The following is a 25,138-nucleotide window of genomic DNA, read 5'->3' as shown; positions in this document are numbered from 1 at the left end:
CCCTGGGCGGTCCCGAACACGAATAGTGTGAAAGGTGATTCACCGGTCGTTCGGCCGTTCGGCAGGAAGGACGTGAGCCACACGTGAGGTGGTTGCAACACGGGGTCATCGATCACGGCCGCCTGCCGCTGCTGTGTTTTCTACTGGGGCTGTTGGTGGGGTTTCTGCTGATCCGACTCAGCGTCAGGATGATTCGCGCAGATGTGAAGTGGTGGCCGGGAAACATCACGCCCGGCGGTCAGCACATCCACCATGTCGTCTTCGGGATCGTGCTGATGCTGCTCGCGGGGATCGGCTTGATCGCGGTGTACGTCGACGGTTCCGAGTCGGTCGGGGCGGTGCTGGCAGCGGTCTTCGGTATCGGGGCTGCTCTCGTCCTCGACGAGTTCGCGTTGATCTTCTATCTCCGCGATGTCTACTGGTCCGAACAGGGGCGCACATCGGTGGACGCCGTGTTCGCAGCAGTGGGATTCACCGGCCTGCTGCTGCTCGGCTTGCACCCTCTGGAGCTGCTCAGCCCGGCCGGCTTCCGGGCCGATCCCGACCCGTGGGTGCGCGGCACCCTGGCGGTGTTGGCCCTGGCCAATCTCGCGCTTGGTGTCGTGGTACTGCTCAAAGGAAAAATCTGGACCGGGCTGCTCGGGCTGTTCGTCCTGCCGATCCTCGTTCTGGCCGCGGTGCGGTTGAGCAGGCCGAGTGCCCCGTGGGCGAGGTGGCGCTACACCACCAGGCCGAAGAAAATGGAACGCGCACTGCGCCGGGAGAAGCGGTGGCGACGGCCGATCATCCGGGCCAAGATCTATCTTCAGGACGCGATCGCAGGCAAACCGAGCATCGTGCATGCACGTGAGGCCACCGAGCAGGAATTGGCGCGGACGGTATTGCCTGCGCCGATGCCGAGCGGGACGGCGGCGAGCCGAGAAGCGCCGATTTCGTCGAACGCCTGATGGTCTGGCACAATGGTCGGGTTGCCTCTAGCAGGCACGGACCTCACTCGGAGTACGAACCAGTCGAGCCGCTGTGTCAGCGAGCCGCTCGGTTCCTCTACTCATGCGCAGAACGCAAGGATGGCACAACCGATGAACACTCTGGACTTTCTCGACAATCAGTCGCTGCGTAGCGACATCCCCGATTTCCGTCCCGGCGACACGCTGAACGTGCACGTCAAGGTCATCGAAGGCTCGAAGGAGCGCATTCAGATCTTCAAGGGCGTCGTCATCCGACGTCAGGGCGGTGGCGTTCGCGAAACGTTCACGGTCCGCAAGGTCTCGTTCGGCGTCGGCGTCGAGCGCACCTTCCCGGTGCACAGCCCCAACATCGCTCAGTTCGAGGTCCTCACCCGCGGTGACGTCCGTCGCGCCAAGCTCTACTACCTCCGCGATCTGCGTGGCAAGGCCGCCAAGATCAAGGAAAAGCGCTGACCGGTTCCGCCCGGACACATCAGTTCACACCATGCCGCGTTGCCTGTCAGGGCGACGCGGCATGGTGCGTTCTGCCCGCGGTCGACCCGCGTTCCACCCTGTCGACGGGCGGATCGAGAGCCGCGAACCGCCCATGCGCAGACCGTCCGGCCGTGCGGGCGACGGTTCCGGCTAACCTGATCACGTGACGCAGTCCCCACAGGATCCAACCGACGAGCCCGACGACGAGTCTTCACGGAAGAAGCGTCGGGAACGCAAGCCCCGATCGTTCTGGCGTGAGCTCCCCATTCTGATTCTGGTAGCGCTGGTACTGAGTTTTCTGCTCCAGACATTCGTCGCACGGGTGTATCTGATCCCGTCCGAATCGATGGAGCCGACCTTGCACGGCTGCACCGGTTGCACCGGTGACCGCATCGTGGTGGAGAAGATCGGATACCGGTTCGGCGACCCGAAGCCCGGCGACATCGTCGTCTTCCGTGGCCCGGATTCGTGGAACGACGAATTCGTGTCACAGCGGTCCGACAACTCGGTGATTCGTGGCGCACAGGAAGTCGGCTCGTTGATCGGAGTCGTCGCGCCCGACGAGAACGATCTGGTCAAGCGCGTCATCGCCACCGGCGGTCAGACCGTCGAATGTTGTGACGACCAGGGGCGAGTGCTCGTCGACGGACAGCCGTTGGACGAGCCGTACATCCAGATGGATTTCCCGTTCACCCCGGGAACGATGACGTGCGACACCGAACTGAAGTCCGGACGATGCTTCGACCCCGTCACCGTGCCGGAGGGCAACGTCTGGGTCATGGGTGACAACCGGAGCAACTCGCGAGATTCCCGGTATCACGTCACCGACGAGTTCACCGGAACCGTTCCCCTCGACAACGTGATCGGGAAGGCCGTGTTCATCGCGCTGCCGCCGTCACGAACCGGCATCCTGGATTCTCCCGACATCCAGGGTCGATGACGGCAACCCCGCGACGTGCGCCGCGTGCGCGCGCAACTCTGACTCGGTCGTCGTGGCCGCCGCGTCCGATCATCCGACGGGCGGCCGGATTGCGGACGATGGAGTCTGCGTTGGAGCGGGGCGGACTGGGTCCGGTCGCAGGAGTCGACGAAGCGGGAAGAGGAGCCTGCGCCGGTCCGTTGACGGTCGCAGCGTGTGTTCTCGGGGCGCGCGCACATGCCGCCCTGGCGGATCTGGACGACTCGAAGAAGTTGACCGAGCGACGACGCGAAGAGCTCTTTCCCAAGATCCAGAGGCTGGCACTGGCATGGAGCGTGGTGTCGATCGATGCGGCCGAGGTCGACCGCATCGGGGTCCACGTGGCGAACATCGAAGGAATGCGACGCGCGGTTGCCGGGCTCGGCATGACCCCGGGCTACGTACTCACCGACGGCTTTCGAGTGCCCGGACTTCCGGTTCCGTCGCTACCGGTGATCGGCGGTGACGCCACCGCAGCGTGCATCGCCGCGGCGAGCGTGCTCGCGAAGGTCTCCCGGGACCGATTGATGGTGCAGTTGGACGACACGATTCCCGGCTACGGATTCGCCGTGCACAAGGGGTACAGCACCCGTGCTCACTCGGCCGCCATGACCGCTCTCGGGCCCAGCCGCGAGCATCGAATGTCCTATGCGAATGTCGCAGCGGCCGCCGCGGGGCTTTCTCCGGACGCCGTCGACGCCCTGGGGCGAATGGACTGCCGCGACGCCGGTACGCGATGATTGCTGTTCACGCCCGACTGGAGGATGAAAGAGACCGATGAGTGCCGAAGATCTCGAAAAGTACGAAACCGAGATGGAGCTCTCGCTGTATCGCGAGTATCGGGACATCGTGGGTCAGTTCAACTACGTCGTCGAAACCGAGCGGCGGTTCTATCTGGCGAACTCCGTCGAACTCATTCCGCACAACGCCGACGGTGAAATCTACTTCGAATTGCGAATGTCCGACTCGTGGGTGTGGGACATGTATCGCCCCGCCCGTTTCGTCAAGCATGTCCGGGTGATCACCTTCAAGGACGTCAACATCGAAGAGTTGGACAAACCAGATCTGCGTCTGCCGGAATAGCTCCTCGTCCGACGCTGGAGCGTGACGGAGTCGCCCTGAGCGTCGGATGTCGGAGCACCGTGCTGCGAACCACCCGATGCGGTGCGGTCGTGCTGTACCGATCGTTTTGCCACCCGAAAAATTGGACGCCCGGCCAAATCGGTCCGCATGTCCTGTTTCCGTGTTCGGTGTCACGGAAAGTTGTTCCCCGTCCAATGGTGCACGGCGGTTGAGATCGGGTTCCCGTGTGAAATCGATTGCGCAACAAAGCTATTCGAATTGGTCGATTAGTCGCTCGAAATGCTGAACAATTTCTGCACCGATATTCGTCGATTCGACACGTCACGAAACGCCTGCAGTTCTTTGCGTGGATACGAGAATGGGTGGTAGAACTTGAATATCACATCCCCCAGACGTGTAAGAGGTACGAGATGGCACGCAAGACGCTTGTGCAGATGATCGACGATGTAGACGGATCGGTCATCAAAGACGGCCAAGGTGAATCCATCGAATTCGGCATCGGTGGAAACCAGTACCGCATCGATTTGAACCTCAAACATGCCAACGAATTGCACGAACAGTTGGCATTCTGGATCGAGCACGCCGAGAAGATTTCCGGACGCCGCACCCGTAAGGGCGGCGCTGCATCTGCACCGGCCCGCGGCAAGGTGGATCTGCAGGACATTCGAGCATGGGCCCGCGAGAACGGCCACGAGGTAAGTGCCCGCGGCCGTATAAGTCAGGATGTGCAGGCGGCCTACGAGGCTGCTCACTGACCGTCCTTCGCGAACCGAGGCTGGGTGTCTCGGCAGCACGTTTTGCGTATCGGCACTTTCGATGCCGGTATCGACACGCCGCATCAGCTCCGTCCGATTCTCTGAATCAGGACGGAGCTTTTTGCGTATCGAGTCCGCTTTCACCCGGCGGCTCGGACACGCTACGAGCCGTAGCACGGCGGTCCGACACAGTGGACTGATCGCCGCCGACAATCGGACCGTTCGTCCACAGTCGAGCAGTTGTCCACAGGGCAATTTCCCACCTGCACTTTCTTCGCTTCTCCTCCTTCGGGTCGTGTCACCGTCGAGACGACCGAATCGGCCGCATGCACGGTCGGAGAGTGGAGGAATGGCGGACATGGCAACCAATCAGGAACTCGGTGCGCGCGGTGAGGAACTCGCGGTGCGCCATCTCGAGGACATCGGTCTCGAGGTGATCGAGCGGAACTGGCGGCATCGTTCCGGAGAACTCGACATCATTGCGCGCGAGGGCGAGACGGTGGTGTTCGTCGAAGTGAAGACTCGATCGGGAATCGGATACGGAACACCCGCCGAAGCGGTGACGTACACGAAACAGACTCGAATCAGAGGGCTGGCGCTGCGATGGCTTTCGCTGCAGCAGGGACCGTGGGTGCAGATCAGATTCGACGTGATCGCGATCGTGGTCGGTCGCAACGAGGAACCGGTCATCACGCACGTTCGGGCCGCGTTCTGATGCCACTCGGGAGAGCGCATTCGGTTGCGGTCAACGGGGTCGACGGTGTGCTGGTGGAAATCGAAGCCGATATCGGGCAGGGCCTACCCGGTACGCATCTTGTCGGTCTTCCCGATACTGCGCTGAACGAATCGCGTGACCGGGTCAAAGCCGCGGTGAAGAACTCGGGCGGTACCTGGCCGGACAGTCGGGTGATTCTCGCTCTGTCGCCCGCGACGTTGCCGAAGGGCGGATCTGTGTACGACCTTGCACTCGCTTTGTCGGTTCTCGATGCCGCGAAGGCGATTCCGCGCGGATGCCTGTCCGACACCGTGTTTCTGGGTGAATTGGCACTCGATGGGAGGCTGCGCGCAGTCCGTGGGGTCCTGCCCGGGGTGCTCGCGGTCAAGAGTGCGGGCTGGCAGCGAGTGGTCGTTCCGCTGCAGTGTTTGCCCGAGGCGGGTCTGGTGGACGGGATCGAGGTGCTGGGTGCGGGTTCGCTCGGGGACGTGGTGGCCTGGCTTCGCGGTGAGCAGGCCCTCGAATCACCCGTCCCGACCGAATGGCACGAGGAGATCTATCCGGACCTCAGTGATGTCGCCGGACAGGCGGATGCGCGATGGGCTCTGGAGGTCGCCGCCGCAGGCGCACATCACATCATGTTGACCGGGCCACCGGGCATCGGAAAAACGATGCTGGCGCAACGCCTTCCGGGAATTCTGCCGCCGCTGACCGAATCCGAAGCGCTCGAAGTGACAGCCATCCACTCGGTGGCGGGTCTGTTGACCACCGCGCGGCCGCTCATCACGTCACCGCCGTTCATCGCGCCGCATCATTCGACCTCGGTGAGTGCCTTGGTCGGGGGCGGAACCGGAATGGCCAAACCGGGAGCGGTCAGCCGCGCACATCGCGGAGTCCTGTTTCTGGACGAGTGCGCCGAGATGAGTGTTCGGGTACTCGAGGCATTGCGTACTCCGTTGGAGGACGGGGAGATTCGCATTGCCCGTCGTGACGGTGTGGCCAGGTATCCGGCCAGATTTCAGTTGGTTCTCGCCGCCAATCCGTGTCCGTGTGCGCCTGCGCGGCAGGTCGACTGTGTCTGCCCGCCCACAGCGCGACGCAAATATCTCGGCAAGCTGTCCGGGCCGTTGCTGGACCGCGTCGATCTGCGCATTCAGATGATGGGTGTCGCGACAGGTGCACTGGTCGACGAGGTGGGGGAGGGTACGAGCGAAATTCGCGCACGTGTGACCGGGGCCAGGGACGCCGCCGCGCAGCGGTGGCGAGAGTTCGGCTGGAGGACCAATGCGGAGGTTCCCGGACCCGCACTGCGCCAACGATTTCGATTGGCGCGCTCGACGCTCGCTCCGGTCGAGCGCGCGTTGCGCAACGGATCGCTGACCGCGCGCGGCGCAGACCGAGCCATTCGGGTGGCGTGGACGCTGAACGATCTGGCCGGTGGTTCGGTCCCCGGTGCCGACGAGGTCGGAGCGGCGTTGGATTTCCGTGAGAGGGGAGTGGCATGACGCACGACGCCCGCCGTCTCGCCTGGGCGTATCTCTCTCGCGTGGCGCAGGGTCCGTATCGACCGGTGGTCGATCATGCTGCCGCTCACGGTCCCGAAGCGACGGCAGAAGCCGTGCGGGCGGGTAGGTTGGGGGAGCGGCTCGCGGTCCGCGCCCACATCGATACCGCAGCAGCAGATCTCGATCACATCGCTGCGCTCGGCGGTCGGTTGATCACGCCGGACGACGACGAGTGGCCGGCGTGGCGCTTCCTCGGATTCGACGGACCGGGTATGACCGCAGGGGTGGATACCTGTCCACCGATTGCGTTGTGGGCGCTGGGAACTCGGCCGGTCGCAACGATCACCGAGCGTTCGGTGTCCATCGTCGGGACACGCGCATCGAGTCCCTACGGTGATCATGTGACAGCGGAGATATCCGCCGATCTGGCGCTCGACGGTTGGACAGTCATTTCGGGAGCCGCTTTCGGTATCGACGCCGCGGCGCACCGGGCGGCTCTCGGAGTCGAGGGTACGACGATGGCGGTACTCGCCTGTGGCGTCGATCGCGCATATCCAGCGGGCCATTCGCGGTTACTGCGGCAGATCGCTGCCAGTGGCTTGGTTCTCAGTGAATACGCGCCGGGTACGACACCGGCAAAGCATCGTTTCCTCGCTCGCAACAGGCTCGTCGCGGCACTCGGATCCGCTGTGGTGGTCGTCGAGGCCGGGTGGCGCAGCGGCGCTCGCAACACAGCGGCGTGGGCAGCGAAATTGGGTAGGCCCGTGCTCGCGGTCCCTGGGCCGGTCACCTCGCCGACGTCCACGGGCTGTCACCGCATGATCCGGGACGGCGAGGCCGTGCTGGTGTCGAGCTCTCACGATGTCGTCGCCGAGGCGGGTGCACTCGGGTCCCCGGAGGAGCCTCGACCCGACCTCTTTCGGGAGACCGATGCGCTGTCGGACACTGCCCTGTTGATCTACGACGCGTTGCCTGCCACCGGTTCGGTGTCGAGTAGAGAGCTGTCCGAGCACTCCGGTGTTCCGCTGAACAAGGTGCGTGCATCCCTGCCGGTACTGGAGATGGACGGATTCGTCGCCAGCGACGAGACCGGATGGTTCCGCGTCGTGCGTGGGTGAGCGCACCACGATTCGAGAGCCGAACGGTAGGGTGTTAGGTAATGCTTAGTCGACGCATCGGCTGTCGGCGTCGTTCACTCGAAGAGGGGTCAGAAGTGCCACGCAAGAAAACCACCCTGTCCGTCCTGCGCACCGAAGCGCTCACCCCGCACATGCACAGGGTCTACCTGGGTGGGGCCGGCTTCGACGATTTCGATGCGATCGACGAGACCGACGCCTACGTCAAGTTGTTCTTCGGGACCGATGACGAACCGATCATGCGCACGTACACCGTTCGCTCGGTCGATACTCGCGCTCGGGAGATCGCCATCGACTTCGTGGTGCACGGAGACGAGGGAGTCGCCGGGCCGTGGGCCACCCGGGCGAAGCCGGGGGACGAGATGTCGTTCTTCGGCCCGTCGGGTGGGTACGCCCCACGACCCGACGCGGACTGGCACCTCTTCGCCGGCGACGAATCGGCGATTCCGGCGATTTCGGCTGCCGTCGAGGCGCTCCCGGAGGATGCCGTCGCCAAGGTCTTCATCGAAGTTGCCGACAGGCACGACGAGATCTACATGGAGACGCTCGCCGTCGTCGACGTGACCTGGATTCACCGGGGTGCGTCCTCGAACGAGGTGGGAGACGACCGAGCCGGAGACAACGCACCGTTGATTGCAGCGGTGAAGGAAACGGAATGGCTGCCGGGGCAGGCTCAGGTCTTCGTGCACGGAGAAGCCCAGGCCGTCATGCACAACATTCGGCCCTACATCCGTAAGGAGCGAGGGGTCGGTGCCGAGTGGGCCTCGATCTCGGGCTACTGGCGTCGCGGCCGAACCGAGGAGACGTTCCGAGTGTGGAAGCGCGAACTCGCGCAGGCCGAATCCGGTGTCGACGCCTGATCCCGCGACGACCCACCCCGAACGGCGTGTCCGGTTGTCGCGCGGCCTGCCAAAGCCCAAGCTGAGCTGATGACCGATTCGCTGCCGCCTCACCTCGGCATTCACGTCGAGGAGTTCGCCGAACATCTTCGACTCGGTCGAGAGCGTTCCGAGCACACCATCCGGGCCTACGTCTCCGATGCTCGTTCACTGCTCGCGCACTTCGCTGAGTCCTCGCCGGATGCGACCATCGCCGACCTCGACCTCCGCGCGGTGCGCTCGTGGTTGGCGACGCACTCGGCCGCCGGATCGGCCAGAACATCGATGGCGAGACGAACCTCGTCGGCGAGGACGTTCGGGAAGTGGCTCGAACGGGTGGGAGCGGTGGCGGTGGCACCGGCGGAACGCCTGGCCGGTCCGGCCGGCCACCGTACGCTGCCCGGTGTTCTTCGCCACAGCCAGGCAGAGCACGCGTTGGCCGCGGCCGAATCGGGTGCCGCCGAGCTCGACCCCATCGCGCTGCGGGACAGGCTCATCGTCGAGTTGCTGTACGCGACCGGGGTGCGCGTGGGGGAGTTGTGCGGACTCGACATCGACGACGTGGACACCGAGCGTCGCTTGATCCGTGTGCTCGGCAAGGGCAACAAGGAACGCTCGGCACCGTACGGTGCGCCGGCAGCGCATGCGGTCGAGAACTGGCTGGTCAGCGGCAGACCCGAACTGGCCTCGGATCGATCCGGTGCCGCATTGCTGCTGGGGCGTCGAGGTGGACGGCTCGATCAACGGCAGGCCAGAACGGCGGTGCACGAGGTACTCGACACCGTCCCCGGTGGTCCCAGCCTCGGTCCGCACGGCCTGCGCCACACAGCGGCAACTCACTTGCTCGAAGGTGGAGCCGATCTGAGGGTGGTGCAGGAGCTGCTCGGCCACGCCTCTCTGGCGACCACCCAGATCTACACACACGTCTCGGTGGAACGGCTGCGTGCCGTGCACGATCAGGCTCATCCCCGGGCATGAGCCGAGCGTCGGCGGCGCAACGTTTGGTAGCGTCGTGGACGACTGACGACACCGAATACGGGGGACCGTGGACCGCGACCGACCGCAAGGTACTTCGGAGACGTGGTCCATGCATGTCCGTGACGGCTCTGCCGCCGACCATCGGAATCCCCCTGGTCGATCGGACAGCGCACGCGACAACGGCAGTGGGCCCGTATCGTCGGGCTCGATGTCCACTCCCCGTTCGACGCCTCGGCAACCTCCACCCTGGCAGACGCCCGACTCGGGCGACCGACAGCCGTTGCCGCCGAGGTACAACCCGCCGGTGCCGCTCGAGCCAGGGCCGCCGGCAGCGCAGCCGGACCGGTACCTGCCGGTACCGCCACACACCGAGGATTCGCGAACGCAGCCGGATCGGTGGTCGCCGCAACCGTGGTCGGGGGCGCCCAACGCCTACCGACCCAACAGTCAGGATCTGGGCGCGGATTCGTTGCTCAAGCGTCCCAAGCGAGCGTCGAACTCCGGCTGGCGGCGAGGAGTGCACCGACTCACCGGCGGAGTCATCAACCCCGGCGAATCGACGGCGGAAGAGCGGTACCGAAACCAGGTCGAACGTATTCGGCAGCCGGTGCTCGGCGACTACCGGATCGCGTTTCTGTCGCTCAAGGGTGGCGTCGGCAAGACGACGACCACGCTGGGTCTCGGTTCGACTTTCGCGTCGCTGCGCGGAGATTGCGTCATCGCCGTGGACGCGAACCCCGACTTCGGCACCCTGGGTGAGCGAGTTCCGCGGCAGACGTCGTCGACCGTGCGTGATCTGCTCGCCGCGGCACCACACATTCGTCGTTACTCCGACATCCGCGAGCACACCTCGCAGGCACCGAGTCGACTCGAAGTGTTGGCAGGCGAGCGCGATCCCGCAGCGTCGGAGATGTTCGGCGAGGAGGACTACCGCGCCGTCATCGACATGTTGCAGGTGTACTACAACCTGATCCTGACCGACTGCGGTACCGGGATCATGCACTCGGCGATGAACGGGGTGCTGCAACTGGCGAACGCACTGGTTCTGGTCAGCTCGCCTGCAGTCGACGGTGCGCGCAGTGCTGCGGCAACGTTGGACTGGTTGGAACTGCACGGCTACGGACACCTGGTGGAGCGGACCGTCGTGGTGATCAGTTCGGTTCGCCCGGGTTCGTCGGCGGTGGACATGAACCTGCTGCAACAGCATTTTCTCGAGCGCTGCCGCGCCGTGCTGGTGATTCCGTTCGACGAGCACCTGGCCGAGGGTGCAGTGGTCGACCTCGACCTGTTGCGTCCCCAGACTCGAAGCGCGTTCGTCGAACTCGCCGCGATGGTGGCCGACGACTTTCCTGCGGCGTCCGGCAGGCACTCCGGCCCCCAGCGCTGAGGATCATCTGCCGTCATCCGTCGAGGGGTTTCAACCTGATCGGGCTTGCGCGCACCGTCGCCGTGGGATCGAGGTAGTCGCGGCCCCGTCTGATGCCCCAGTGAAGGCACGTCGACGAGCAGCCCTCGTGCCCCGATGTCACCGAACCCAACACGGTCCCTCGCCGAACCCGCGTGCCGGCGGCAACCGCCGCCGACACCGGTTCGTACGTCGATCTCAGTCCGCTCGGATGATCGACCGATACGACGGGCTTTCCCGCGACCGACCCGGCGTACACCACGATTCCGTCGGCGACGGCGAGAACCGACTGGCCCTCGTGGGCGGCGAGGTCGACACCACGGTGGCCGGGCAGCCAGTTCTGCTCGGGACGGTCGAACGGGGTGACGACCTGCGGCCTCGGCTGCAGCGGCCAGGCGAATGCGCCTGGTTGCGCCGAGGCGACCGGCGTCGAGAGTGTTACCGCGGTGACGAGGCACACCGCGAGTGCGCGGAGCGTGAGAGAGATGTTCACCCGTCGACCATGTCGTGGATATGAGCAATCGAACGAACCAGGACGCGATTTGTGGACAAGAAGTTTCTTTGTCCACAGGCATCGGAATCCCTTGACAGTCGGGCCTGGTTATGACGGGGGCCGTGGCAGGTCTACACTCGTCACTTGCGGCCTGTGCGTGCACGGGTCGACTTCGCGCGTCCGCGTCATCGCATCGTCTGCCTCGAGCAGAATCACCGATACGAGAACCGGTTGTCGGCGGTCCTGAGATCTTCGTGATGTCGGGTCCGGCAACTTCAGCGGGCGCCAGGGCAGAGGTCACCGACACTCTGCGTCAACCGCACCATCGAAAGAGAGTTATTCAGCCATGGCTGTAGTAACAATGAAGCAGCTGCTCGACAGCGGCACACACTTCGGACACCAGACCCGTCGCTGGAACCCGAAGATGAAGCGATTCATCTTCACCGACCGCAACGGCATCTACATCATCGACTTGCAGCAGACTCTGACCTTCATCGACAAGGCCTACGAGTTCGTCAAGGAGACCGTCGCCCACAACGGCACGGTTCTGTTCGTCGGCACCAAGAAGCAGGCGCAGGAGTCCATCGCCGCTGAGGCAACCCGCGTGGGCATGCCCTACGTGAACCAGCGCTGGCTCGGTGGCATGCTCACCAACTTCCAGACGGTGCACAAGCGTCTGCTCCGCCTCAAGGAGCTCGAGGCCATGGAGCAGACCGGTGGCTTCGAGGGACGCACCAAGAAGGAAATCCTCATGCTCACGCGTGAGATGACCAAGCTCGACCGCACCCTCGGTGGCATCCGGGACATGTCCAAGGTTCCGTCGGCCATCTGGATCGTCGACACCAACAAAGAGCACCTCGCGGTTGCCGAGGCTCGCAAGCTGAACATCCCGGTCATCGCGATCCTCGACACCAACTGCGATCCCGACGTGGTCGATTACCCGATCCCGGGTAACGACGACGCGATCCGTTCCGCTGCGCTGCTGACCAAGGTCGTCGCATCCGCAGTCGCCGAGGGCGTGCAGGCGCGAGCAGGTCAGAACACTGCATCCGACGCCAAGCCCGAGGTCGGCGCAGGCGAGCCCCTCGCCGAGTGGGAGCTCGAGCAGCTCGCTCAGGCTTCACCGGCAGCAGAGGCTCCCGCAGCGGACGCCCCGGCAGCGGACGCTCCCGCAGCCGATGCCCCGGCAGCAGAAGCACCGGCAGCAGAAGAAGCACCGGCCGCTCAGGCTTGATCGAATTCGGTCCCGGTTCACCCTCAGGGGTGGGCCGGGGCCGCTTCGGTATGTCAGGGTCGAGGTCGGCACGGCTCCGCAGTGAGCCCGTCGATCACGCCCTGAGAACAGCATTTTTCGTCAACGCACGTACCCAGACATTTGAGGAGGCTCGCCCACGATGGCGAACTACACTGCCGCCGACGTCAAGCGGCTCCGTGAGCTCACCGGCTCCGGAATGATGGACTGCAAGAACGCGCTCGCCGAGAACGACGGCGACTACGACAAGGCCGTCGAGTACCTGCGTATCAAGGGTGCCAAGGACGTCGGCAAGCGCGCCGAGCGCAACACCGCCGAAGGCCTCGTCGTCGCCGAGGGTGGAGTGCTCGTCGAGATCAACTCCGAAACCGACTTCGTGGCCAAGAACGACGAGTTCCAGACGTTCGCCGCATCCGTTGCGGCGACGGCTGCGGCAGGCAAGCCTGCAGACGTCGATGCTCTCAAGGCGCTCGACCTCAACGGCAAGACTGTCGAAACGGCCCTGAACGAGCTGTCGGCCAAGATCGGCGAGAAGCTCGAGCTTCGTCGCGTCGTGTCCTACGACGGCAACACCGCGACGTACCTGCACAAGCGCAGCGCGGACTTGCCGCCTGCCGTGGGCGTGCTCGTCGAGTACACCGGTGACGGCGACGCCGCAGGCGATGCCGCGCGCGCAGCTGCGATGCAGATCGCCGCCCTCAAGGCCAAGTACGTCACGCGCGACGAGGTCCCCGAGGACCTGGTGGCCGCCGAGCGTCGCATCGCCGAGGAAACCGCTCGCGAAGAAGGCAAGCCGGAACAGGCACTGCCGAAGATCGTCGAAGGTCGCGTCAACGGATTCTTCAAGGACGTCGTTCTCACCGAACAGAAGTCGGTGCAGGACGGCAACAAGACCGTCAAGGCCATTCTCGACGAGGCCGGCGTCACCATCACCCGTTTCTCACGGTTCGAGGTCGGTGCCAGCTAGTCTGCGCACCGGTTCGGTCGAGCGATGCCGTTCATTCGATTCCATCGAGTGGGCGGCATCGCTCGTGCGCGGGGCAGGTGGGTGTGCAGGCCGGAGCCCTGTCCACCACCCGGGCCTCGATAGGGCAGGATGATCCAAGAGGAAACCGTAGTGTTCGACGAGTACCGAGGAGAGCTATGACCGATCCGGCCCCTGACCGTCCCGGGTTCCGACGCGTGATGCTCAAACTGGGTGGGGAGATGTTCGGAGGCGGCCAGGTCGGTCTCGATCCGGATGTCGTGAACAATGTTGCCGAACAGATCGCCGAGGTGGTGGCCACCGGGGTTCAGGTCGCAGTGGTGATCGGCGGTGGCAATTTCTTCCGTGGTGCCGAACTTCAGCAGCGCGGCATGGACAGGTCCCGTTCGGACTACATGGGCATGCTCGGAACCGTCATGAATTGTCTGGCGCTGCAGGACTTTCTGGAAAAGCAAGGCGTTGCCACCAGGGTGCAGACCGCGATCACGATGGGTCAGGTCGCAGAGCCGTACCTCCCGCTCCGCGCACGACGTCATCTGGAGAAGGGGCGCGTGGTGATCTTCGGAGCCGGCATGGGTATGCCGTATTTCTCGACCGACACCACGGCTGCGCAGCGCGCGCTGGAAATCGGTGCCGAGGTGTTGTTGATGGCCAAGGCGGTCGACGGCGTGTATTCGGCCGATCCGCGACTGGACCCCGATGCGACGATGTTCGACACCATCACGCACCGCGAGGCCATCGAACAGGGACTCAAGGTTGCCGATGCGACGGCCTTCAGCCTGTGTATGGACAATCAGATGCCGATGCTGGTGTTCAATTTGCTGGTTCAGGGAAATATTGCTCGCGCCGTTTCCGGTGAGAAGATCGGCACGCTGGTCACGTCGTGATCGTTGCCGACAGTGACGTGAGCGAATCGAAGACGAAGACGATGGAGGACAGATCGTGATTGACGAAGCTCTCTTCGATGCCGAAGAGAAGATGGAAAAGGCCGTATCGGTTGCACGTGACGATCTGTCCTCGATTCGCACCGGACGTGCCAACCCCGGGATGTTCTCCCGCATCGTCATCGAGTACTACGGTGCTCTGACACCGATCACTCAGCTGGCAAGCATCAGCGTCCCCGAAGCGCGCCTCGTGGTCATCAAGCCGTACGAGTCCAATCAGCTCGGACCGATCGAAACCGCCATTCGCAACTCCGATCTCGGTGTCAATCCCACCAATGACGGCAACCTCATTCGAATCGGAGTTCCGCAGCTCACCGAGGAACGTCGCCGCGAATTCGTCAAGCAGGCCAAGGGCAAGGGCGAGGACGCGAAGGTATCGATTCGCAACGTTCGCCGGAAGACGATGGAAGAGCTCAAGCGCATTCAGAAGGACGGCGAAGCAGGCGAGGACGAGGTCGTCCGCGCCGAGAACGATCTGGACAAGACCACTGCCAAGTACACCGCCTCCGTGGACGAACTCGTCAAGCGTAAAGAGGGCGAGCTGATGGAGGTCTGACCCGACCTCGACAGCGGCTTTTCACGACGGACGACGACGAATTTCGAGGAGATGACGACAGTGGTGGGACCGGATCGGCAGGAGGGCAGCGGTACGCCCGCTGCCTCGTCCGGGGTCGCCGCAGCGAAGTCGACGGGCAAGGCAGGTCGTAATCTTCCTGCCGCGATCGGAGTCGGCGGGTCGTTGGGAATCGGCCTGATTCTCGTCCTGGTCTTCGTGCCGCTGGTGTGGATCGGCGTGGTGGCCGTCGCGTTGGCCGTCGCTACCTACGAGGTGTCCAAGCGCCTGCGCGAGGGTGGGGTCCTCGTGCCTCGCATCCCCCTGATCCTCGGCGGTCAGGCGATGATCTGGCTCGGCTGGCCGTTCGGGGCAGTCGGTGTGCTCAGCGCGGCGGTGGGCACCGTCCTGGTGTGCATGGTGTGGCTGCTGCTGCGGCAGGGATTCGGCACCGCTCCGAAGAACTACCTCGAAGAACTCTCCGTCACCGTCCTCGTGGCATGTTGGTTGCCGCTGCTGGCCTCGTTCACCGTCCTGATGGTGCTGCAGGAAAACGGCGCAGGTCGCATCCTGGTGTTCGTCATCGGCGTCGTGTGCTCGGACATCGGCGGCTACATCGCGGGTGTGTTGTTCGGAAAGCACCCGATGGCACCAGCCATCAGCCCGAAGAAGTCCTGGGAGGGGCTCGCCGGTTCGCTCATCTTCTGCATCATCGGATGTCTGCTGACGGTGACGCTCATCCTCGAGGCCAACTCGATGATCGGCATCCTTCTCGGCGTGGTTCTGGTGGTGACCGGCACGTTGGGTGATCTGATCGAGTCGCAGGTCAAGCGTGACCTCCGCATCAAGGACATGGGCACCCTGCTGCCCGGCCACGGCGGCATCATGGACAGGCTCGATTCGCTGTTGCCCTCGGCTTTCGTGGCATGGCTCGTCTTCACCGTTCTCCTCTGAGCAGACTGCTCTCGGGCGTGCGCAGCGAAGTCACCGGGGTGATTCCCAGCCCGAACATCTGGAACTGGCCACACCTGTACGAGGCGGAGAACCGTGCTCAGGACGTCGACGGTGCTCTGTTCGACGCGATCCGTTCGGTGGCGGACTGGACGGCCAAGACGGTCGTCGACGTCGGTTGCGGAAGCGGCTTTCATCTTCCGGTGTTCGCGGCCGACGCGGACCGGGTGATAGGCGTCGAGCCGCACGAACCACTCGCTGCTGCGGCGAGACTGCGAGTCGCGAACCTACCGAATGTCGAGGTGAAGACCGCGCAGGCGGATTCCCTCCCGATCGACGACGGCACCGTGGACGTCGTCCATGCGCGCACCGCGTACTTCTTCGGACCGGGCTGCGGGCCGGGAATCGTCGACGCCATGCGCGTGCTCGGGCCGGGAGGGGCGTTGGTTGTCGTGGATCTGGACGCGACCGCGTCGCCGTACGGGGATTGGATGCGGGCCGATCTACCGCATTACGACCCGGCAACAGTCGAGGCGTTCTTCGAGGCACAGGGTTTCGCACTCACCCGCGTGGACACGAGATGGTCGTTTCCGAATCGACGCATGCTGCGCGATGTGCTGGGAATCGAGTTCGGCCCGCGCGTCGCACGTGAGGCCGTGAAGTCGGTGGACGGTGTCTCGTTCGACGTGCGGTATCGAGTCCACGTCCGGTACAAACCGACCGGAATCGAGCTGCGTTAGCGAGCCGATGGGCCTTTCGCCGAACGCACCTCGACCGCAGGTGGTTTCAGGAGGCGGCGGAAATCCCGAAGATCTCGGCCAGCTCGTTGATCTTGAGCGCCTTCGCCAGGCGAGGCAGGTCGCTTCCGTCCTTGACGTGTGCTCCGTCGGCACCGAGGGCATCGATGACGTCACGGGCCCACGACACATCCGTCGGTGACGGGGCGAGCTCGCGGTTGACGATGGCAGCCTGCTCCGAGTGCATGCACAACTTGCCCGTCATGCCCATCGACAGGGTCAGAGCTGCGTCGCGTCCGAGGATGCTGTCGTTGGCGGTCAGCGTCGGTCCGTCGATCGGTCCCGGAATGCGCGCTGCGCGTGAGGAGACGACGAGGCGCGAACGGGGGTACGCCATAGCCAGCGGGTCGTCGCTCATCCCCGTGTCGCGGCGGAAGTCGCCACTGCCGAAAGCGAGACGGAAGGTCGACTCCGCACGGGCGATCTCCGTCGCGGCTTCGAGGCCCATCGCGGACTCGACCAGTGCCAGGATCGGAGTGCCTGGTGCCAGGCGAGCAGCTGTGGCCTCGACCTGACCGCCACTCTCGGTCTTCGCGAGCATGACGCCGACCAGTCCGGGCAGACCGGACAACGCGGCGAGGTCATCGGCCCAATACGGGGTCGTTGCATCGTTGATGCGCACCCACGCAGAGTTTCCTTCGCCGAGCCACTGCACGACGGCCTCGCGCGCAGCCGGCTTCTTGGCCGGAGCGACTGCGTCCTCGATGTCGAGGATGACGGCATCGACTCCCGACGCGACGGCGTTGCCGAAGGTCTCGGGCTTGGTGGCCGGCACCAGCAGCCAGGACCGGGCTCGGTCCGGGGCAACGCCGGATGCCACAGGTGTCTCCATGAAAGTTGTCACGTCATGCTCCTCGAGTGAAGTGGGGCACCCCAAGCCTGATCGATTCAGTGAGTCAGCGCCAGCTTCTGTACATAGTGTTCACGAGTGGCGCTACTTCTTCTTGGCCGAACGTCGCACCTGAAGGATTCGAGCGCCGCCCACCATTGCCATCACCAGCGCGCCGGCGATCGCGGCCAGCAACATGCTGATGCCGAGGGGCAGATCGAGCTGCCACGCGAAGATCTGGACCGTGACGGAGTCGAGATTCTGCACGATGAACACCAGCAGGATCACCAGGACCACAGCTCCGACCACCAGGCCGGTCCACAGAGCGGCGGTGCGAGTGTGGGCGATATCGGTCGGAGCGGCAGCCTGTCGCTCGGGAACGAACTCGGGATCGGGAGCGGAATGGCCGTCCGAATCCGGAGTCGTGATCGGAGCGAGGTCGCCCGAGGCGCTGTGCTCGCCGGGGTGCCCTGCGCCCGATTTGTCCAGCGATGTCTCGTGATTGTCGTCAGCTCTGGTGGCCATGTCGATGATCCTTCCGCACGTGAAGGCCGAATGCACGTGCATCCGGCCACGACCTCGATACCCATCGGATAACGGACGGAAACAGTCGCGAATAGGACTGCGAGGCGATGGGGTGGACAATGGTGGAATGCAGTGTCACCGAAAGATGTGGGGTGGAGTATGAGCGACTCCGTCGAGGCAACGAACACGTCGACCGAGCAGAAGAGGCCCAATCTCCCCTTGGTCTTCACTGCGCCGCGTCGCGGTATGCCGTCGCGCCACCTCGCCGACCTGGACAAAGAGGGTCTGCGGGATGCGGTGAAGGCGCTCGGTCTACCTGCGTTTCGCGCCGATCAGCTGGCCCGGCACTACTACGGGCGTCTCGAGGCCGACACCACCAAGATGACCGATCTGCCGGCCGAGGCCCGCGAAAAGGTCGGTGCCGATCTCTTTCCCACGCTGCTGACGCCGATCAAGCACCTGGTATGTGATGACGGTGACACTCGCAAGACGCTGTGGAAGGCCAACGACGGGACCTTGCTCGAGAGCGTTCTGATGCGGTACCCGGATCGGGCCACTCTGTGCATCTCCAGTCAGGCCGGCTGCGGAATGGCCTGCCCCTTCTGCGCGACCGGCCAAGCAGGTCTGACGAGGAACCTGTCGACGGCCGAGATCGTCGACCAGGTCCGTTCGGCTGCAGCCGACCTGCGCGACGGCGTGGTCCACGGGGGCGAAGGTCGACTGTCGAACGTGGTCTTCATGGGGATGGGCGAGCCCCTGGCGAACTACAAGAGAGTCGTCTCCGCGGTGCGCAAGATCGTCTCGCCCGCACCGGACGGACTCGGTCTCTCGCAGCGCTCGGTGACGGTGTCGACGGTCGGTCTGGCACCGGCAATCCGCAAGCTGGCCGACGAGGGACTGTCGGTGACGTTGGCGGTGTCGCTGCACACGCCCGACGACGAACTCCGCGACACGCTGGTTCCTGTGAACAACCGTTGGTCGGTGGCAGAGGTGTTGTCGGCGGCAAGGTACTACGCAGACCAGACCGGTCGTCGTGTCTCGATCGAGTACGCGATGATCCGAGACGTCAACGACCAGCCGTGGCGAGCAGACATGCTGGGCAAGAAGCTGCACAAGGCACTCGGCTCACGAGTTCACGTGAACCTGATCCCACTCAATCCGACTCCGGGTAGCGAATGGGACGCCAGCCCGAAGCCGGTGGAGCGAGAGTTCGTCCGACGGGTCATTGCGCAGGGCGTCTCGTGCACCGTCCGAGACACTCGCGGTCAGGAGATCGCCGCCGCGTGCGGTCAGCTGGCAGCCGAGAACTGACTCGGTTGCTAGCGGGGCTTGCGGCGGACGATGACGTCTCGCACCACGAGCCCGACCAACATCGCGGCAAATCCGACCAGCCACAGATCCTCGACCTTGCCGGTGTGGTTGCCGATCATCATGAACAGCAGGAACACGGCGACGACGATGGCGGCCACCCGCATCGCGCGATTCGATTCACCACTCCACCCCCACTCGGCGGACGGCACGTCCGGCACCTCGTTGCGGGTATCGACGACCGGGTCGTACGAAGCGGATTCCAGTTCGGTATTTGCCACCGGTCGGTCCTCTCGGGTGATGAATTCTCGAAGTCGTCCTTCACGAGGCGTCGAGCCTGCCGCGTTCGGACAATATTGGCATACGACCGCCCGTCGTAGCCATCAGGGTTGTGTGCTCATCCGGCGCGACTGCCGACTTCGGTGAGAGACTGCGGCGGTGACGTCCGAGCGCCTTCCGCATCCACTGACCCAGTTTCCTCTGAGCTACCCCCGAGACATGGTGGGGTACGGCCGCACGCCGCCGCACGCCCAGTGGCCGGGCCAGGCCAACATCGCCGTCCAGTTCGTCCTCAACTACGAGGAGGGTGCGGAGAACAACGTCCTCGACGGTGACACCAAATCCGAGACGTTCCTCTCGGAAATGATCGGGGCACAAGCCTTTCCGAATCGGCACATGAGCATGGAGTCGCTGTACGAGTACGGCTCCAGGGCAGGCGTGTGGCGGGTGCTGCGGGCGTTCGAGAAGCGCGGCCTACCCCTGACGGTGTTCGCTGTCGCGAAGGCCATGGAACGAAACCCGGAAGTGGTTGCCGCACTGGCGGAATTGGGCCACGAGATCGCCTGCCACGGTCTGCGGTGGCTGTCCTATCAGCAGATCGACGAGAACGTCGAGCGCGAGCACATGGCCGAGGCCGTGGCCATCCTTCAGGGCCTCACCGGCTCGGCCCCGCTCGGGTGGTACACCGGGCGTGACTCTCCGAACACCCGGTCGCTCGTCGTCGAGCACGGCGGATTCGTGTACGACTCGGATTCCTACGCCGACGATCTTCCCTACTGGGAGAAGGTCTCTCGTGGCTCCGAGGTCGTCGATCACCTGGTGGTGCCGTACACCCTCGACACCAACGACATGCGTTTCGCGTCGCCGGGAGGGTTCTCGACCGGGGACGAGTTCTACGCGCATCTACGGGACGCGTTCGACGTGCTGTACGCCGAGGGGGAGAACGGCAGGCCCAAGATGCTCTCGGTCGGACTGCACTGCAGGCTTGTGGGCAGACCGGCTCGTATCGCCGCCCTCGAGCGTTTTCTCGATCACGTTCAGTCTCACGACAAGGTGTGGGTGGCCAAGCGAATCGACATCGCCGAGCACTGGCGCGCGGTGCACCCACCCTCCTCCTGACTCAGCGCGGCGACCGGCACGCCGACGCCAACGCCGTCAGATAGCGGTCGGTGAACAGGGCCTGGACCCGCTTGCCCACCGGACCGCCGAGCCTGGTGAACCAGCGGCCGGGGTTCGAGAACGCGGTGATGTGCGCGGACACCGTCCCGTCCTCGGGGGAGTAGTCGACGTAGAACAGTTCCTCGCCGGACTCGGGATGACCGTCGAGGGTGCCGTAGGCGAAGCCCTGTCGGTTGGCTTCGTCGATGACGTAGACGACACGGCAGGGGATGCGAACGGGCCCGAGCGTGAGAACGACCACTGCGTCGGGGACGGCGTTGTCGGCGTCGGAATGGACCTTCAGTCCGGTGCCGCGGTGCATGTCCCAGCGCATCAGCGTGTCGGCTGCGGCCACGAAGTCCTCGAGTCCGGATCCGATGACCCGCGACTTCTCGACGTGGTGGTAGCCGGACGGGAGCCTGCCGCTCGTTGCTCCTACGTCGACGTAGTTGAACGATGCCGCGCGATACTTCGAGACGTCCATGCCCTCCAGCGTGCCAGCTACGGCAGCACATAGGGGTTTCTCAGCCTCGGTAGGCAACAATGGACCGGTGCCAGACCATCGTGAGCGAACGACCTCCTCGGATCGTCCCGAGCCGATTCGAGTGTTGCTGCTGGGGAGCACCGGCTCGATCGGAACCCAAGCGCTCGACGTCATCGCCACCGACCCCGACCGTTTCGTCGTCGTCGGTCTTGCTGCGGGCGGTGGAAACATCGACCTACTTCGCCGTCAGATCGCCGAGACCGGTGCTCGACGCGTGGCCGTGGCCGACCCCGCCGCTGCCGCCGAGCTCGACTTTCCCGGGGTTCTGAGCGGGCCGCGCGCGGTCACCGAGCTCGTCGAGTCCACGCAAGCGGACGTGGTGCTCAACGCGCTGGTGGGCTCGCTCGGTCTCGAGCCGACGTTGGCGGCGTTGAAGACCGGAGCCCGGCTGGCGTTGGCGAACAAGGAATCTCTGGTGGCCGGCGGGGAACTGGTGCTCGCTGCCGCCGCACCGGGACAGATAGTTCCGGTGGACTCGGAGCACTCGGCGCTGGCGCAGTGCCTGCGCAGTGGCCACCGAAGCGAGGTGGATCGACTGATCCTGACCGCATCGGGCGGCCCGTTCCGTGGGTGGAGCGAAGCGGAACTGAAGTCGGTTACGCCTGCCCAGGCCGCGGCTCATCCGACTTGGTCGATGGGTCCGATGAACACGTTGAACTCGGCAACCTTGGTCAACAAGGGCCTCGAGTTGATCGAAGCGCATCTGCTGTTCGGGGTGCCCTACGAGAAGATCGACGTCACCGTGCATCGGCAATCCATCGTCCATTCGATGGTGACGTTCGTGGACGGATCCACCATTGCCCAGGCAAGCCCACCGGACATGAAGCTTCCGATCGGGTTGGCGCTCGGGTGGCCCGATCGAGTTCCCGATGTCGCGCGTGCACTCGATTTCACTGCAGCGTTCTCCTGGGACTTCGAGCCACTCGACGATCGAGTGTTCCCCGCCGTGCAGCTGGCCCGCGAGGCCGGAATCATGGGCGGGTGCACGACGGCGGTGTACAACGCGTCCAACGAGATCGCGGCCGAGGCGTTCCTCGCCGGGCGTATCGAGTTCCCGCAGATAGTGCAGACGGTGCGCGCTGTGGTCGATGACGGCAGTGGACAATGGTCGACGGTGCCGACCGACGTGGACGACGTCCTCGCGGCGGATTCCTGGGCTCGCGAACATGCGCGTGAGCTCCTGAAACAGAAGGGCTTGTAGAAACACATGCTGTTCGCTCTGGGTGTGGTGCTGTTCGCCGTCGGCATCGGTGTGTCGATCGCGCTGCACGAGGCAGGACACATGTGGACCGCGAAAGCGCTCGGCATGAAAGTTCGCCGTTACTACATCGGGTTCGGCCCCAAGATCTTCTCCTTCCGACGCGGCGAGACCGAGTACGGCCTCAAGGCAATTCCGGCCGGCGGATTCTGCGACATCGCCGGAATGACGGCGATCGACGAGCTTGCACCCGACGAGGTCGAGCGCGCGATGTATCGCCAGAAGACGTGGAAGCGGATCGTTGTCATGGTCGGCGGCATCGCGATGAACTTCGTACTGGGAATCGTGCTGATCTATGCGCTCGTTCTCGGGTGGGGCACGCCCGATCGGGTCACTCCGACCACGACTGTCCAGGGTGTCGGCTGCGTCGGAACGACGCAGACACCGGACGGTGAGATCGCCGATTGCTCGGGTGACGGTCCGGCCGCAGCGGCAGGGCTGCGTGAGGGCGACATCATCACAGCGGTGGACGGCACCCCCACTGAGGTCTGGTCCGATGCGGTTCTGGCCATTCAGGCCTCCACCGGCTCGGTCGAGCTGACAGTGGATCGCAACGGTGCTTCGCAGACCATCACCGTCCCGGTCACACAGGTTCAGCGATACGTCGTCGATCCCGACACCGGAGCGAGGGAATCGACGACGGTCGGGGCGGTGGGTGTCACCGGGGGTCCGCCACCGAACATCACGTACAACCCGATCGAGGCGGTACCGGAGACGTTCGCTTTCACCGGCGACATCTTCGTACAGACCGGCAAGGCACTCGTGCAACTGCCGACCAAGGTGCAGGCGCTGTGGGAGTCGATCTTCGGCGGTGAGCGTGGCCTCGACACCCCGATGAGCGTCGTCGGTGCCAGTGTCATCGGTGGTCAGGCAGCGGAGACGGAGAACTGGGCGACGTTCATCGGGTTGCTCGCGTCGTTGAATTTCTTCCTCGGGGCATTCAACCTCGTGCCGCTGTTGCCGCTCGACGGTGGCCATATCGCCGTGACCATCTACGAGCGCATTCGCAACATCTTCCGCAACCGCCGTGGCCTACCGGACGGCGCGCCGGTGGACTACATGAAGCTGATGCCGGTCACTTACGTGGTCATCGTCGTTTTCATCGGGTTCTCCTTGTTGACACTCACGGCGGACATCGTCAACCCGATTCAATTGTTCTAAGTAGACTCGTCAGTCGTAGCTAGGAAAGAAGGCCACTGTGTCCGTGTCAGTCGGATTGGGAATGCCGGCACCGCCGGTACCGGTACTCGCGCCGCGTCGAAAGACCAGGCAGCTCCAGGTCGGGTCGGTGGGAGTGGGCAGCGACAGCCCCATCTCGGTGCAGTCGATGACAACCACCAAGACCCACGACATCAACGCCACTCTGCAGCAGATCGCCGAACTGACGGCGTCGGGCTGCGACATCGTGCGTGTGGCATGCCCCACACAGGACGATGCGGATGCGCTGTCGATCATCGCCAAGAAGAGTCAGATTCCGGTGATCGCCGACATCCACTTCCAGCCCAAGTACATCTTCGCCGCGATCGATGCAGGATGCGCCGCTGTGCGCGTCAACCCGGGGAACATCAAGGAATTCGACGGCCGGGTCAAGGAAGTCGCCAAGGCCGCCGGTGACGCGAACATTCCGATCCGCATCGGCGTCAATGCCGGTTCGCTCGATCCTCGCCTGATGAAGAAGTACGGCAAGGCGACACCGGAGGCCCTCGTTGAGTCCGCGCTGTGGGAGGCGGGCCTGTTCGAGGAACACGGATTCGGTGACATCAAGATCTCCGTCAAGCACAACGACCCCGTCATCATGATCGCCGCGTACGAGCAGCTGGCCGCGCAGTGCGACTACCCGCTGCACCTCGGCGTCACCGAGGCCGGCCCCGCTTTCCAGGGCACCATCAAATCCTCGGTGGCCTTCGGCGCACTGCTGTCCCGTGGAATCGGCGACACCATCCGCGTGTCCCTGTCGGCTCCGCCGGCCGAGGAGATCAAGGTCGGTAACCAGATTCTGCAGTCGCTCAACCTGCGTCCCCGCAAGCTCGAAATCGTCTCCTGCCCGTCGTGCGGACGCGCGCAGGTCGACGTGTACACCCTCGCCGACGAGGTCACCGCAGGCCTGGAGGGCATGGAAATTCCGCTGCGCGTTGCCGTCATGGGATGCGTGGTCAACGGTCCGGGCGAGGCGCGCGACGCCGACCTCGGCGTGGCATCGGGCAACGGCAAGGGCCAGATCTTCGTCAAGGGCAAGGTCATCAAGACCGTGCCCGAGGCTCAGATCGTGGAGACCTTGATCGAGGAAGCAATGCGCATCGCCGAGGAATTCGAGAAGGATGAGACCGCAGACGGCGGCGCTCCGGTGGTCACGGTCAGCTGAGGATGATCGATCCGGTCGGTGTCCGGTTTGCCGCTCTGCCACCGA

At 64.4% G+C, this 25,138-nt stretch carries 28 protein-coding genes; 23 read left to right on the top strand and 5 right to left on the bottom strand.

The window, feature by feature from the left end; all coding sequences use genetic code 11:
* Window positions 1-92 precede the first annotated feature (92 nt).
* From QM615_RS02980 to QM615_RS02925, 12 genes are all read left to right on the top strand, one after another.
* On the top strand, window positions 93-947 hold the full coding sequence (locus tag QM615_RS02980; protein ID WP_149405660.1) for a hypothetical protein: 855 nt from the start codon (window positions 93-95) through the stop codon (window positions 945-947).
* Between the two features lie 132 nt (window positions 948-1,079).
* The gene (rplS, locus tag QM615_RS02975; RefSeq protein WP_027496692.1) at window positions 1,080-1,421 is read left to right on the top strand and encodes a 50S ribosomal protein L19; all 342 of its coding nucleotides are present in this window, start codon (window positions 1,080-1,082) and stop codon (window positions 1,419-1,421) included.
* Between the two features lie 184 nt (window positions 1,422-1,605).
* Window positions 1,606-2,382 (top strand): signal peptidase I, encoded by a 777-nt coding sequence (lepB, locus tag QM615_RS02970; RefSeq protein WP_068049600.1) that lies wholly within the window; start codon window positions 1,606-1,608, stop codon window positions 2,380-2,382.
* On the top strand, window positions 2,379-3,140 hold the full coding sequence (locus QM615_RS02965; RefSeq protein WP_269593619.1) for a ribonuclease HII: 762 nt from the start codon (window positions 2,379-2,381) through the stop codon (window positions 3,138-3,140). Before lepB ends, QM615_RS02965 begins: the two co-directional genes overlap by 4 nt.
* Window positions 3,141-3,177: 37 nt before the next feature.
* Window positions 3,178-3,483, top strand: coding sequence for a DUF2469 domain-containing protein (locus tag QM615_RS02960; RefSeq protein WP_008717288.1), 306 nt, complete (start codon window positions 3,178-3,180; stop codon window positions 3,481-3,483).
* Window positions 3,484-3,893: 410 nt separating this feature from the next.
* Window positions 3,894-4,238, top strand: a complete 345-nt coding sequence (locus QM615_RS02955; RefSeq protein ID WP_068049609.1) for a histone-like nucleoid-structuring protein Lsr2 — start codon at window positions 3,894-3,896, stop codon at window positions 4,236-4,238.
* A gap of 358 nt (window positions 4,239-4,596) precedes the next feature.
* Complete coding sequence (locus QM615_RS02950) at window positions 4,597-4,953, top strand: YraN family protein (protein WP_149405567.1); 357 nt, start codon at window positions 4,597-4,599, stop codon at window positions 4,951-4,953.
* Window positions 4,953-6,458 (top strand): YifB family Mg chelatase-like AAA ATPase, encoded by a 1,506-nt coding sequence (locus QM615_RS02945; RefSeq protein ID WP_149405568.1) that lies wholly within the window; start codon window positions 4,953-4,955, stop codon window positions 6,456-6,458. Before QM615_RS02950 ends, QM615_RS02945 begins: the two co-directional genes overlap by 1 nt.
* Window positions 6,455-7,576: a DNA-processing protein DprA gene (dprA, locus tag QM615_RS02940; RefSeq protein ID WP_149405569.1), complete on the top strand. Its 1,122-nt coding sequence runs from the start codon at window positions 6,455-6,457 to the stop codon at window positions 7,574-7,576. The genes QM615_RS02945 and dprA overlap by 4 nt, the downstream gene beginning before the upstream one ends.
* 95 nt (window positions 7,577-7,671) lie before the next feature.
* Entirely contained in the window at window positions 7,672-8,454 is a 783-nt protein-coding gene (locus tag QM615_RS02935) for a siderophore-interacting protein (protein WP_094669808.1), read from the top strand.
* Between the two features lie 69 nt (window positions 8,455-8,523).
* Window positions 8,524-9,450, top strand: a complete 927-nt coding sequence (locus QM615_RS02930; RefSeq protein WP_269593621.1) for a tyrosine recombinase XerC — start codon at window positions 8,524-8,526, stop codon at window positions 9,448-9,450.
* A gap of 208 nt (window positions 9,451-9,658) precedes the next feature.
* A complete protein-coding gene (locus tag QM615_RS02925) occupies window positions 9,659-10,837 on the top strand; it encodes a MinD/ParA family ATP-binding protein (protein ID WP_316629671.1) in 1,179 nt (392 codons plus the stop codon).
* Between the two features lie 13 nt (window positions 10,838-10,850).
* Here the strand turns inward: QM615_RS02925 and QM615_RS02920 are convergent, their stop codons facing one another.
* Entirely contained in the window at window positions 10,851-11,348 is a 498-nt protein-coding gene (locus QM615_RS02920; protein ID WP_149405998.1) for a M23 family metallopeptidase, read from the bottom strand.
* 346 nt (window positions 11,349-11,694) lie between these two features.
* Here QM615_RS02920 and rpsB point away from each other — a divergent pair, with 346 nt between their 5' ends.
* The 6 genes from rpsB (at window position 11,695) to QM615_RS02890 (ending at window position 16,773) form a co-directional block, all read left to right on the top strand.
* The gene (gene rpsB, locus QM615_RS02915) at window positions 11,695-12,582 is read left to right on the top strand and encodes a 30S ribosomal protein S2 (RefSeq protein ID WP_068050290.1); all 888 of its coding nucleotides are present in this window, start codon (window positions 11,695-11,697) and stop codon (window positions 12,580-12,582) included.
* A gap of 160 nt (window positions 12,583-12,742) precedes the next feature.
* Window positions 12,743-13,567, top strand: coding sequence for a translation elongation factor Ts (tsf, locus tag QM615_RS02910; RefSeq protein ID WP_037189637.1), 825 nt, complete (start codon window positions 12,743-12,745; stop codon window positions 13,565-13,567).
* 176 nt (window positions 13,568-13,743) lie between these two features.
* Window positions 13,744-14,472, top strand: a complete 729-nt coding sequence (pyrH, locus tag QM615_RS02905; RefSeq protein ID WP_149405997.1) for a UMP kinase — start codon at window positions 13,744-13,746, stop codon at window positions 14,470-14,472.
* A gap of 55 nt (window positions 14,473-14,527) precedes the next feature.
* On the top strand, window positions 14,528-15,085 hold the full coding sequence (gene frr, locus QM615_RS02900; protein ID WP_037189636.1) for a ribosome recycling factor: 558 nt from the start codon (window positions 14,528-14,530) through the stop codon (window positions 15,083-15,085).
* A gap of 51 nt (window positions 15,086-15,136) precedes the next feature.
* Window positions 15,137-16,036 (top strand): phosphatidate cytidylyltransferase, encoded by a 900-nt coding sequence (locus QM615_RS02895; RefSeq protein WP_149405996.1) that lies wholly within the window; start codon window positions 15,137-15,139, stop codon window positions 16,034-16,036.
* A gap of 38 nt (window positions 16,037-16,074) precedes the next feature.
* A complete protein-coding gene (locus tag QM615_RS02890; protein ID WP_262498358.1) occupies window positions 16,075-16,773 on the top strand; it encodes a class I SAM-dependent methyltransferase in 699 nt (232 codons plus the stop codon).
* Between the two features lie 46 nt (window positions 16,774-16,819).
* Here the strand turns inward: QM615_RS02890 and QM615_RS02885 are convergent, their stop codons facing one another.
* Window positions 16,820-17,662, bottom strand: a complete 843-nt coding sequence (locus QM615_RS02885) for an HpcH/HpaI aldolase/citrate lyase family protein (protein WP_149406067.1) — start codon at window positions 17,660-17,662, stop codon at window positions 16,820-16,822.
* Window positions 17,663-17,764: 102 nt separating this feature from the next.
* Window positions 17,765-18,184, bottom strand: coding sequence for a LapA family protein (locus QM615_RS02880; RefSeq protein ID WP_149405994.1), 420 nt, complete (start codon window positions 18,182-18,184; stop codon window positions 17,765-17,767).
* A 159-nt stretch (window positions 18,185-18,343) separates the two neighbouring features.
* On the opposite strand from QM615_RS02880, the gene rlmN reads away from it, so the two are divergent.
* Window positions 18,344-19,495, top strand: a complete 1,152-nt coding sequence (gene rlmN / locus QM615_RS02875; RefSeq protein WP_149405993.1) for a dual-specificity RNA methyltransferase RlmN — start codon at window positions 18,344-18,346, stop codon at window positions 19,493-19,495.
* An 8-nt stretch (window positions 19,496-19,503) separates the two neighbouring features.
* Here rlmN and QM615_RS02870 read toward each other — a convergent pair whose 3' ends face one another.
* A complete protein-coding gene (locus tag QM615_RS02870; protein ID WP_149405992.1) occupies window positions 19,504-19,773 on the bottom strand; it encodes a DUF2631 domain-containing protein in 270 nt (89 codons plus the stop codon).
* Between the two features lie 217 nt (window positions 19,774-19,990).
* On the opposite strand from QM615_RS02870, the gene puuE reads away from it, so the two are divergent.
* A complete protein-coding gene (gene puuE, locus QM615_RS02865; RefSeq protein ID WP_188078652.1) occupies window positions 19,991-20,890 on the top strand; it encodes an allantoinase PuuE in 900 nt (299 codons plus the stop codon).
* 1 nt (window position 20,891) lies between these two features.
* On the opposite strand, the gene QM615_RS02860 is transcribed toward puuE, so the two are convergent.
* The gene (locus tag QM615_RS02860; protein WP_149405991.1) at window positions 20,892-21,413 is read right to left on the bottom strand and encodes a DUF1990 domain-containing protein; all 522 of its coding nucleotides are present in this window, start codon (window positions 21,411-21,413) and stop codon (window positions 20,892-20,894) included.
* On the opposite strand from QM615_RS02860, the gene dxr reads away from it, so the two are divergent.
* The 3 genes from dxr (at window position 21,412) to ispG (ending at window position 25,093) form a co-directional block, all read left to right on the top strand.
* Window positions 21,412-22,674: a 1-deoxy-D-xylulose-5-phosphate reductoisomerase gene (gene dxr, locus QM615_RS02855; protein WP_316629661.1), complete on the top strand. Its 1,263-nt coding sequence runs from the start codon at window positions 21,412-21,414 to the stop codon at window positions 22,672-22,674. The genes QM615_RS02860 and dxr overlap by 2 nt on opposite strands.
* Before the next feature lie 6 nt (window positions 22,675-22,680).
* Window positions 22,681-23,892 carry a M50 family metallopeptidase gene (locus QM615_RS02850; RefSeq protein WP_068050266.1) on the top strand — a complete coding sequence of 404 codons (1,212 nt, stop codon included), beginning with the start codon at window positions 22,681-22,683 and terminating at the stop codon, window positions 23,890-23,892.
* Window positions 23,893-23,953: 61 nt separating this feature from the next.
* On the top strand, window positions 23,954-25,093 hold the full coding sequence (gene ispG, locus QM615_RS02845; RefSeq protein ID WP_149406064.1) for a flavodoxin-dependent (E)-4-hydroxy-3-methylbut-2-enyl-diphosphate synthase: 1,140 nt from the start codon (window positions 23,954-23,956) through the stop codon (window positions 25,091-25,093).
* The last annotated feature ends 45 nt before the right edge of the window (window positions 25,094-25,138 follow it).

The sequence above is a fragment of the Rhodococcus sp. IEGM 1341 genome (assembly GCF_030056895.1).
Classification (GTDB): domain Bacteria; phylum Actinomycetota; class Actinomycetes; order Mycobacteriales; family Mycobacteriaceae; genus Rhodococcoides.
This window is presented reverse-complemented; position numbering and strand designations above follow the sequence as displayed.